Origin of the sequence: Streptomyces sp. NPDC046197, from assembly GCF_040646295.1 — a bacterium.
In the GTDB taxonomy this organism is placed as follows: domain Bacteria; phylum Actinomycetota; class Actinomycetes; order Streptomycetales; family Streptomycetaceae; genus Streptomyces.
In genome coordinates this window covers 82,757-91,631 of the sequence record NZ_JBEYZY010000017.1, presented here as the reverse complement: position 1 = coordinate 91,631, position 8,875 = coordinate 82,757, and the positions used below count along the sequence as shown (strand labels likewise).

4 protein-coding genes are annotated in these 8,875 nt (G+C 74.2%); 2 read left to right on the top strand and 2 right to left on the bottom strand.

Features of this window, described 5'->3' with window-relative positions:
- Nucleotides 1-118: 118 nt before the first annotated feature.
- The gene (locus AB0A61_RS23800) at nucleotides 119-1,552 is read right to left on the bottom strand and encodes an MFS transporter (protein ID WP_361295560.1); all 1,434 of its coding nucleotides are present in this window, start codon (nucleotides 1,550-1,552) and stop codon (nucleotides 119-121) included.
- A gap of 390 nt (nucleotides 1,553-1,942) precedes the next feature.
- Here AB0A61_RS23800 and AB0A61_RS23795 point away from each other — a divergent pair, with 390 nt between their 5' ends.
- Complete coding sequence (locus AB0A61_RS23795; RefSeq protein ID WP_361295557.1) at nucleotides 1,943-2,866, top strand: DUF3027 domain-containing protein; 924 nt, start codon at nucleotides 1,943-1,945, stop codon at nucleotides 2,864-2,866.
- A gap of 153 nt (nucleotides 2,867-3,019) precedes the next feature.
- Entirely contained in the window at nucleotides 3,020-6,127 is a 3,108-nt protein-coding gene (locus tag AB0A61_RS23790; RefSeq protein WP_361295810.1) for a molecular chaperone Hsp90, read from the top strand.
- 98 nt (nucleotides 6,128-6,225) lie between these two features.
- Here the strand turns inward: AB0A61_RS23790 and AB0A61_RS23785 are convergent, their stop codons facing one another.
- On the bottom strand, nucleotides 6,226-8,622 hold the full coding sequence (locus tag AB0A61_RS23785) for an HAD-IC family P-type ATPase (RefSeq protein ID WP_361295554.1): 2,397 nt from the start codon (nucleotides 8,620-8,622) through the stop codon (nucleotides 6,226-6,228).
- Between the last annotated feature and the right edge of the window lie 253 nt (nucleotides 8,623-8,875).

Sequence of the window (8,875 nt, the reverse complement as noted above, 5' to 3'; positions counted from 1 at the left end):
GGGCGCCCGCTCACCGCTGATCCGGGCCTGGCAACCGTCGGCCCGGGCGTCAGCTCACCCGTCGGCTCGGGCGTCAGCTCACCCGTCGGCCCGGGTGGAGGCCCCGCGCGGCCCGACGTCACGCCACGCGAGGGCGGCTGGCGCCTCCGTGGCGGGCTGAGGTGAGGAGGCCGCGGGTGGTGGTCAGCCAGCCGGTGGCGACGATGGCGGCGGCGACCGAGAGCCCCAGGACGCCGTTGAGGGGCAGCACGATGCCGATGGCGCCGCCGAGCACCCAGGCCATCTGCAGCAGCGTCTCCGAGCGCGCGAACGCCGACGTGCGTACCTGCTCAGGCACGTCCCGCTGGATCAGCGCGTCCAGCGACAGCTTGGCCAGCGCCTGCGCAAAGCCCGCGATCCCGGCCAGGCAGGCCACCAGGAACGCGCCGAAGAAGAGCGCGGCGACGACCGCCGCCCCGAGCACGATGGCGACGACGGTCACGATGATGACCTCCGGAGCCCGCGACCTCAGCCACGCCCCGACCGCCGTGCCGAGCGCGTTGCCCGCCCCCGCGGCGACCCCCACGATTCCCAGGGACACCGCCGCGCCCTCACCGGTCAGCGGATGTTCCCGCAGCAGGAAGGCCAGGAAGAAGATCAGGAAGCCGGACAGGCAGCGCAGGGCCGCGTTGGCGGCGAGGGCGTGGGTGACCGCCGTGCCGACGGTCCGCAGGCCGGGCCGCTTGAGCCGCTTGCGGTGCGGGCCGTGCAGATGCTCTTCGTCCGCCGCGAGCAGGGCCCGGTCCTCGCCCTTGGCCGAGTCCACCGTCGGCGGCAGGGAGAAGGACAGGAACATTCCCGCCACAAAGATCACGAAGGCGCCGTAGAGCGGCCAGCCGGGGCCGAGCGCCTGCAGGCCGGCCCCGACCGGAGCGGCCACCCCGGTGGCCAGCAGCCCGCCGAGTGTCACCCGCGAGTTCGCCTTGACGAGGGAGAACCGGGGCGGCAGCAGCCGCGGTACGACGGCGCTGCGGACCACCCCGTACGCCTTCGACGCGACCAGCACACCCAGCGCCGCCGGATACAGCTGCAGGCTGCCACCGGCCGCCGCCCCGGCGATGACCAGCGCCAGCAGGGCCCGGGCGAGCATCGCGCCGGCCATCGCGGCGCGCCGGCCGTGCGGCAGCCGGTCGAGGAGCGGGCCGATCACCGGAGCGAGCACCGTGAACGGTGCCATCGTGATGGCGAGATACAGCGCGACCCGGCCCCGGGCCTCGTCGGTGGGCACGGAGAAGAAGACGGTGGAGGCGAGCGCCACGGTGATCATGACGTCGCCGGCGCCGTTCACGGCGTGCAGCTCGATCAGCTTGCCGAGGCCGGACTCCCCGGCGCCGTGCGCGTGTGTCGCCCTGCGGATGCCGCGAACCGTTCCCGTCACAGGGAGGTGCAGGGCACGCCCGACCGCGCGGACGGACCCGCCGAACCGGCCCGAACCGCTGCCCCGGCTGCTCCCCTTGAGCCCCTTGGCCCCACCGATCCCGGCGGTCCCCGGGGGCGTCCTCGCGGCTGCCACCCCGTCATAGTGCCCCGAGACAGGCATAGGTAGTGCGATTACGGCACGGATGGGGCCGACGGAACCCGGCGAAGGCACTCGGGCAGCCGCCCGCGCCGGCACCCCTGCGTCACCGGACGAGTCGGGTGGGCGCGCGGGAAACACGTGCCGCGGGGCGGCGAAGCATGCCGTCGGTGTAGGCCGAACGGCAGCGAGAAGGTAGCGTGCGTAGCGCGCCGTGGCGAACGTTCTCGGCCGCGCGCCTTACGGACATACCGCAGAATGGATGACGTGGGTGCGCCCGAGCGCGATCGGGCGCGTACGTCGACGCGGTCCCCGGGTCCGCTCCGTCCGCCCCGCCGCCTTCAGGCCGGCGCACCCGAGAGACGGCGTAGGAGAGAAGCGATACCTGTGAGCGCAGCGACCACGCGAAGCCGTACCCCCGACCGACTGTGCGCCGAGGCCGTCGACCTCGCCCGCGCCGCAGCCGAGGAGGCGGCCGCGCCCGGCGTCGTCGGCGAGCACGCGGGCCTGGTGTCCGAAGGTGACCGCGTCGTCACGCACTTCTTCGAGTGCAAGGAGCTCGGGTACCGCGGCTGGCGCTGGGCCGTGACGGTGGCCCGCGCGTCCCGCGCCAAGATCGTCACCCTGGACGAGGTGGTCCTGCTGCCCGGCCCGGACGCGCTGCTCGCGCCGGAGTGGGTGCCCTGGAGCGAGCGCCTGCGCCCGGGCGACATGGGCCCCGGCGACCTGCTGCCCACCGAAGCCGACGACCTCCGCCTGGAGCCCGGGTACACCGGCGAGGACGAGCTGGCGCCGAACTCCCCGGTCTCCGAGGAGATGGCCGAGCTGGTGGAGGCGGAGGACGCCGAGGTCACCGAGGGCCCCCCGCGGAACCTGCCGACGGCACCGGCGCGCGGCTCGATCGCGGCGGTGGCCGAGGAACTGGGCATGCGCCGCGTCCGCGTCCTGTCCCGCTATGGCCTGCATCTCGCCGCCCAACGCTGGGAGGAGGCGTTCGGCCCCAAGACGGCGATGGCGCAGGCGGCTCCGGCGGCCTGCGTGAGCTGCGGCTTCCTGGTGCCGATCGGCGGTCCGCTGGGGCAGGCCTTCGGGTTGTGCGCGAACGAGTTCTCCCCGGCCGACGGCCATGTGGTGTCACTGGCGTACGGCTGCGGCGGGCACTCCGAGGCCGCCGTCATGCCGAAGCCGCCGCAGCCGGCTGCGCCGGTGATCGACGAGACCCGGGTGGATCCTTTCCCGTTGCGGCCGGAGCGGGATTCGGGCTCCGTGCCCGTCGCCGACGACGAGACGGCCGAGCTGGGCCACTCGTAGGGGTGCGGCTGCGGGGTTCGCCGTGGCCCGTGTTCCCGGGGGCTCGCCCCCGGATCCCCATCGGCCCGGCGGTCTCCTCCTCCCACGCCGGACGGGTGGACCGTCGTCCTCGCGGTACCTTCAGGGCACCCCGATGAGGAGAGAATCGTGAGCATGTTGGTGCAGCCGTCCGCCGGAGGCGATCCGTTCGGGACCGTGCGACTGCGGCGCGGCGTGCTGGACGCCTGGGCCACCAGCCCGGCCCGGTTCCGGGAGGACGCCAACGCCGAGGAGGACCTGGTCCTCGGCGGGTACCGGGACCGGCTGGTGGTCGAGCTGGCGCAGAACGCCGCCGACGCCGCCGCCCGCGCGGGTGTGCCCGGCCGGCTGCGGCTGACCCTGCGAGACGACGTCCTCGTCGCCGCCAACACCGGCGCACCCCTCGACGCGGCCGGTGTGGAGTCGCTGTCCACGCTGCGGGCCTCCGCCAAGCGGGACACCCCGTCGGTCGGCCGGTTCGGCGTCGGCTTCGCGGCCGTCCTCGCCGTCACCGACGAGCCCGCGGTCGTCGGCCGGCACGGCGGTGTCCGCTGGTCCCTGGCCGAGGCGCGCGGCCTCGCCGAGGAGACCGCCCGGCACAGTCCCGGCCTCGGCGACGAGATCCGCCGGCGCGACGGACATGTGCCCCTGCTGCGGCTGCCGTTCGCCGCCGAGGGCACCGCCCCAGACCCGTACGACACGGTCGTCATCCTGCCCCTGCGCGACGCGGCCGCCGCCGACCTCGCCGAGCGGCTCCTGCACGCTGTCGACGACGCCCTCCTGCTGGCCCTGCCCGGCGTCGAAGAGGTCGTCGTCGAGATCAACGGCGAGCCGGCCCGCACCCTGCGCCGCCGCACCGACGGGCCCTTCACCGTCGTGGACGACTCCCGGGACGGCATCACCCACTGGCGAACCGCCTCCGCCCACGGCCCCCTCACGCCCGAACTCCTGGCCGGCCGGCCCGTCGAGGAGCGCCTGCGCCCCCACTGGTCCGTCACCTGGGCCGCCCCCGTCGACTCCTACGGCGCCCCCGCCCGCCCCCGCACCAGCCCCGTCCTGCACGCCCCGACACCGAGCGACGAGCCGCTCGGCGTGCCGGCCCTGCTCATCGGGTCCTTCCCGCTGGACACCACCCGCCGCCACCCCGCGCCCGGCCCGCTGACCGACTTCCTGGTGCAGCGCGCGGCCGACGCGTACGCCGAACTCCTGGGCGAGTGGCGGCCGGTGGCCGAGGGGATCATCGATCTGGTGCCGGGCCCGCTGGGCAAGGGCGAGCTCGACGGCGCGCTGCGGCAGGCGATCCTCGACCGGCTGCCGCGGACCTCCTTCCTGCCGCCCGCCGTCGTCCCCGGGGAGCACGACGACGACCTGCCCGAGTCGCTGCGGCCGCGGGACGCCGAGGTGGTGGAGGGCGCGGGCGCCGAAACCGTCCGCGTGCTCGCCGAGGTGCTGCCCACCCTGCTGCCCGCCGGGCTGGAAAGGCGCGTGGAGCTGCGCACGCTGGGCGTGGCCCGGGTCGCGCTGCCCGACGCCGTCGACCGGCTGGCCGGGCTGGAGAAGGACCCGGACTGGTGGCGGCGGCTGTACGACAGCCTCGCGGGTGTCGACCCGGACCGGCTGTCCGGGCTGCCCGTGCCGCTCGCCGACGGCCGTACCACGATCGGGCCCCGGCAGGTGCTGCTGCCGACGCCGGACGCCGCCCCGATCGACCCGGAGGTGCTCGCGCGGCTCGGCCTGAAGGTCGCCCACCCGGACGCCGCCCACCCCATCCTGGAGAAGCTCGGCGCCCTGCCCGCGAGCCCGCGTGCCGTGCTCACCACCCCCCAGGTGCGGGCCGCCGTGGCCGCCTCCCTGGACGACGAGGGCGGCGCGTGGGACGAGGACACGCCCGACGCCGAGGAACTGGCCGAGACCGTCCTCGCGCTGGTGCGCGACGCCGGACTGGAGCCCGGCGACGAACCCTGGCTCGGCGCGCTCGCCCTGCCCGACGAGGACGGCGAACTCGCCCCGGCCGGTGAACTGGTCTTCCCCCAGGGCCCGTTCGCCCAGGTCCTGCACGAGGGCGAACTCGCCGCCGTGGACGCCGTGCTGGCCCAGAGGTGGGGCGAGCAGCCGCTGGCCGCCTGCGGGGTCCTGGTGAACTTCGCGCTCGTCCGGGCCACGGACGTCGTCCTCGACCCCGACGAGCTGGAACCGCGGGAGAGCGACTTCCCGGAGCCGGACGACCCCGGCCTGCTGGACGCGGTCGACGTCTGGTGCGAGGACCTCCTGGACCGCTTCCCGGACAGCCCGGTACCGCCGGTCGCCACCGAGATCGTCGCCGTGCGCGACCTGGACCTCGTCGACGACGACCACTGGCCCCGGGCGCTCGCCCTGCTTGCCCAGCCGCCGCTGCGGGACGCGATCACCCAGCCGGTGCGCATTCTGCTCCCGGACGGCACCCACGAGGTCGTACGGCCGTACACGGCCTGGTGGCTGCGCGGGCACCCGGTGCTCGGCGGGCGCCGCCCGGCCGGTCTGCGCGCCGCGGGCTCCGACCCGCTGCTGCGCGGCCTGTACGACGAGGCCGACGCCACCGGCTTCGACGACGAGCAGGTACTGCGGGCGCTGGGCGTCCGCACGAGCGTCGCCGCCCTGCTCGACGAACCCGGCGGGGCCGCCGAGCTGCTGGACCGGCTCGCCGACCCCGGGCGCCCGGTGACGGCCGCACAACTGCACGCCCTGTACGGAGCGTTGGCCGAGCTGGACCCGGAGCAGGTCACGCTGCCGGACGAGCTGCGGGCCGTGGTCGACGGGCGGGTCGAGGTCGTCGACGCGACCGAGGCCGTCGTGTGCGACTCGCCCGACCTGCTGCCCTTCACCGCGGGTGTTCCGCTGCTGCCCGTACGCCCGTCGCGGGCCGCCGAGCTGGCCGAGCTGTTCCAGGTGCGGCGGCTGAGCGAGTCCGTCACCGGCGAGGTGGACTCCGAGGGCACCGAGCACGACGTGCCGGAACCCGTACGGGTGCTGCTCGGGCCGCGGACGCCGGAGACGTACGTCGAGCACGAGGAACTCGTCGTCGACGGGACCGAACTGGACTGGCGGCTGACCTCCGACGGCGTGCTGCACGCGTCGACCCTGGAGGGCGTGGCCGCCGGGCTCGCCTGGGCCGCCGGTCAGTGGCCGCGCCGCTTCGAGGTCGCGGCGCTGCTGGAGGACCCGTCGCGGACGGAGGAACTGGCGCGGGACCGCTGGTTCGACTGACCTGTCGTTCCGTCCCGCTGCACAGGCAGCTTCAGCCGGGAGGCGCTGGATACCGATGCTTCTCCGAAGGCGCCTCCGGCAGTGAACCGGCGCCGGATCTAGGCGGGAAAGCGGCGGTCGACCCACTTCCACAGGAACTCCAGGGCGACCGCCGCCACCGCGGAGATGGCCACCGCGACCCACGGCATGGTCGCCCCGACCAGCTTGAGCGCGAAGAAGCGCTGCAGGCCGGGCACCACCAGCACCAGCACGAACGCGAGGCCCATCGCGGCCACCAACGTGACCCGCCACCAGGTGTAGGGCCGGGCGATGATCGCCAGGACCCACATCGAGACCAGGAAGAGCGTCAGCGTCGCCGCGCTGGTCTCCGCGTCCAGCGAGTCCGGCCCGGTGTAGTAGTCACGCGCGAGCAGGTACGTCACGAAGGTCGCCACGGCGGCCACCACCCCGCCCGGCACCGAGTACCGCATGACCCGCCGCACGAAGTGCGGCCGGGCCCGTTCCGTGTTCGGGGCCAGGGCCAGGAAGAACGCCGGGACGCCGATGGTGAGCGTGGACAGCAGGGTCAGGTGCCGGGGCAGGAACGGGTACTCCACCCGCCAGCACACCACGAGCAGGGCCAGCAGCACCGAATAGACGGTCTTCACCAGGAACAGGGTCGCGACCCGGGTGATGTTGCCGATCACCCGCCGCCCCTCGGCGACCACCGACGGCAGCGTGGCGAAGCTGTTGTTCAGCAGCACGATCTGCGCGACCGCCCGGCTGGCCTCCGAGCCCGAACCCATCGACACCCCTATGTCGGCGTCCTTCAGGGCCAGCACGTCGTTCACGCCGTCGCCGGTCATCGCGACCGTGTGCCCGCGCGACTGCAGGGCGCCGACCATCTCCCGCTTCTGCTGCGGGGTGACCCGCCCGAACACCGTGCCGTCGTCGAGGGCCCGCGCCATGCCCTCCGTCCCCTCGGGCAGCCGGCGTGCGTCCACGGTGCTGCCGGTCAGGCCGACCTTCGCGGCGACCGCGCCGACGGAGACCGCGTTGTCGCCGGAGATGACCTTGGCGCGGACGTTCTGCTCGGCGAAGTAGCGCAGCGTGTCGGCGGCGTCGGGACGCAGCCGCTGCTCCAGTACGACGAGGGCGGCGGGCGCGACGGTCCGGGAAACCTCGGGGTCGTCGAGGTCGCGGGCGGCACGGGCGAGCAGCAGCACGCGCAGGCCCCGCTCGTTCAGCCGCCCGGTATCGGCGAGGGCGGGGGCGCCCGCCGGGAGCAGTACGTCGGGGGCGCCGAGCAGCCACGTACTGGACTCCCCGTTGCCCTCGCTGAAGGTGGCGCCGCTGTACTTGCGGGCGGAGGAGAAGGGCAGCGACTCCACACAGCGCCACTCCTCGCTGTCCGGGTAGGCGTCGATGATCGCCTGCAGGGAGGCGTTCGGACGCGGGTCGGACTCGCCGAGCGCGCCGAGGACCTTGCCGACGTACGTCTCGTCGTAGCCGTCCAGGGACCTGAGCTCGGTGACGTCCATGCCGCCCTCGGTGAGCGTGCCGGTCTTGTCCAGGCACACGGTGTCGACGCGGGCCAGGCCCTCGATGGCGGGCAGCTCCTGGACGAGGCACTGTTTGCGGCCCAGCCGGATGACACCGATGGCGAAGGCGACGGAGGTGAGGAGCACCAGGCCCTCGGGGACCATGGGCACGATGCCGCCGACGGTCCGGGCGATCGAGTCCTTGAGGCCGTGCTGCTGCACCACGAGCTGGCTGATGACCAGGCCGATCGCGGTCGGGATCATCATCCAGGTGACGTACTTGAGGATGGTGGAGATGCCGGTGCGCAGCTCGGAGTGGACGAGCGTGAAGCGGGAGGCCTCCTCGGCGAGCTGGGCGGCGTAGGCCTCGCGGCCGACCCTGACCACCTTGAAGGCTCCGCCGCCGGCGACGACGAAGCTGCCGGACATGACCGGGTCGCCGGGCCGCTTGACGACGGGATCGGCCTCACCGGTGAGCAGGGACTCGTCGATCTCCAGCCCGTCGGTCTCGACGCACACCCCGTCGACGACGACCTTGTCCCCCGGACCGATCTCGATCAGGTCGTCCAGCACGATCTCGGAGGTGCCGACCTCGGCGGCGGTGCCGTCGCGCCGCACGGTGGGCCGGGACTCTCCGATGACGGCCAGGGAGTCGAGGGTCTTCTTCGCCCGCCACTCCTGGATGATGCCGATGCCGGTGTTGGCGAGGATCACGAAGCCGAAGAGGCTGTCCTGGATCGGCGCGACGAACAGCATGACCAGCCAGAGCACGCCGATGATCGCGTTGAACCGGGTGAAGACGTTCGCACGGACGATGTCGGGCAGAGAGCGGCTGCTGCGCGCCGGTACGTCGTTGACCTGGCCCCGGGCGACGCGCTCCGCGACCTCGGCGGCGGTGAGCCCGGTCGCCCGGACCGCCGGGACGGGCACGGGGTGCACGGGGTCCAACTCGGCGCCCGCGTCGATGTGCGTCATGCATTCGACGGTACGTGCGGATTTGCGGCTTCACCCGCCGAAGAGGCGAAGCCCGGACCGGCGGGACCTTGCCCACCCACCCACCCGCCCGTCTCGATAGATGGCCGGGTCACCCGCCCCTGGGGCTCCGCCCCAGACCCTGCCGGGGGTTCCGTGCCAGTCCCTGCCGGGGGTTCCGTGCCAGTTCCTGCCGGGGGTTCCGCCCCAGACCCGCCGGGGGTTCCGTGCGAGATCCGCGGGGGGCTCCGCCCCA

Coding starts and splice junctions, on each gene's coding strand:
- AB0A61_RS23790 (WP_361295810.1), top strand. CDS start 3,020: ATGTTGGTGCAGCCGTCCGCCGGAGGCGATCCGTTCGGGACCGTGCGA.
- AB0A61_RS23785 (WP_361295554.1), bottom strand. CDS start 8,622: ATGACGCACATCGACGCGGGCGCCGAGTTGGACCCCGTGCACCCCGTG.